Raw genomic sequence first — 1,353 nt, 5'->3', positions numbered from 1 at the left:
GGTGTTGAGTATGATAGCAAGGCAAATAAATCTGCTTTGCTTGATTTACTAATCGCAAACGAAGGGTGAGTTAGATGGAAAACTTTGCAACAGTAGAAGATGTTCAAACATTGTGGAGAACATTGAAATTCGATGAGAAAGAACGAGCCGAAGCACTGTTGGAAGTTGTTTCTCATTCTCTTAGAGTTGAAGCTAAAAAAGTTGGCAAAGATTTAGATGGATTGGTTGCTACTGATCCATCTTTTGCCATGGTCGTTAAGTCCGTCACGGTTGATGTGGTAGCTCGCACGTTGATGACCTCAACCAACCAGGAACCGATGACTCAATTCACTGAGAGTGCATTAGGCTATTCAGTGAGTGGATCTTATCTAGTTCCTGGTGGGGGTCTCTTTATTAAAGACTCAGAATTAAAACGTCTAGGTCTAAAGAAACAAAGATATGGGGTGATTGATATATATGGGACGGATTAAAGGAATTACTGTAACTTTGACTGGGAAAACTAAGACTGGTCGGGATGACTTTGGTCATCCTATTTATGAGAATAAAGAAATTCAAGTAGATAATGTCCTGGTTGTTCCAGCTTCGACAGAAGATGTCACTACTCAGCTTAGTTTGACCGGGAAGAAGGCTTCTTATACGCTAGGCATCCCCAAAGGCGATCAGAACGAGTGGAAAGACCGTGAGGTTCGTTTCTTTGGGCGCAAGTGGCGCACGCTAGGCATTCCGTTAGAAGGCATTGAAGCCATGATGCCTTTAGAATGGAATAAGAAAGTGATGGTTGAAGCGTATGAGTAATTTCAAAGTCAAGCTTATCGGTGCGGGTGTAGGAGCTCTTTTGAAATCCAAAGAGGTTCAGGACATTCTGAACAAAGAAGCGACAGTCATTAAAAAAAGATGTGGCCCTGGTTATGAACAAGATAGCCACGTTGGTAAGACAAGGGCCAATGCTATGATTTATCCAGCAACGCGAAAAGCGAAGAGGGATAATTTGAAAAATAACACTTTGTTGAAGGCGGTGCATTAGATGATTGAAATTATTATCAAGAAATATCTTGACGGTCATTTAGATGTACCGTCATTTTTTGAGCATGAAGCTGAAGCTCCCGATAGCTTTGTCATTATTCAAAAGACAGGTGGAAAGGAGCGTAATCACTCTGGTAGTGCGATCTTTGCTTTTCAAAGTTATGGCCCAACTATGCAGAAGGCTGCAGAGCTCAATGTGAAAGTAAAAAGTGCTGTTAAAGGGTTGATTGAATTAGATTCAATCTGTGGTGTCCACCTAAACAGCGATTACAACTTTACGGACACTGAAACAAAACAATATCGATATCAAGCCGTATTTGATATTAATTA

The 1,353-nt window shown here is 40.8% G+C and carries 4 protein-coding genes; all 4 read left to right on the top strand.

Features of this window, described 5'->3' with window-relative positions:
• The first annotated feature begins 74 nt into the window (after window positions 1-74).
• Window positions 75-470 (top strand): phage Gp19/Gp15/Gp42 family protein, encoded by a 396-nt coding sequence (locus Q0339_RS00205; RefSeq protein ID WP_298076762.1) that lies wholly within the window; start codon window positions 75-77, stop codon window positions 468-470.
• Window positions 457-795, top strand: a complete 339-nt coding sequence (locus Q0339_RS00200; RefSeq protein ID WP_298076761.1) for a hypothetical protein — start codon at window positions 457-459, stop codon at window positions 793-795. The genes Q0339_RS00205 and Q0339_RS00200 overlap by 14 nt, the downstream gene beginning before the upstream one ends.
• The gene (locus tag Q0339_RS00195; RefSeq protein ID WP_061418863.1) at window positions 788-1,024 is read left to right on the top strand and encodes a hypothetical protein; all 237 of its coding nucleotides are present in this window, start codon (window positions 788-790) and stop codon (window positions 1,022-1,024) included. Before Q0339_RS00200 ends, Q0339_RS00195 begins: the two co-directional genes overlap by 8 nt.
• On the top strand, window positions 1,025-1,353 hold a 329-nt coding region (locus tag Q0339_RS00190), incomplete at its 3' end, for a hypothetical protein (protein ID WP_298076760.1).

This window comes from uncultured Abiotrophia sp., assembly GCF_938010525.1.
GTDB lineage: Bacteria > Bacillota > Bacilli > Lactobacillales > Aerococcaceae > Abiotrophia.
Note: the sequence above shows the minus strand (reverse complement) of the source record. Positions and strands in the feature narration are given on the sequence as shown.

Excerpts from the sequence above, each read along its gene's own strand:
- Q0339_RS00200 (WP_298076761.1), top strand. The coding sequence starts at position 457 with ATGGGACGGATTAAAGGAATTACTGTAACTTTGACTGGGAAAACTAAG.
- Q0339_RS00195 (WP_061418863.1), top strand. The coding sequence starts at position 788 with ATGAGTAATTTCAAAGTCAAGCTTATCGGTGCGGGTGTAGGAGCTCTT.
- Q0339_RS00205 (WP_298076762.1), top strand. The coding sequence starts at position 75 with ATGGAAAACTTTGCAACAGTAGAAGATGTTCAAACATTGTGGAGAACA.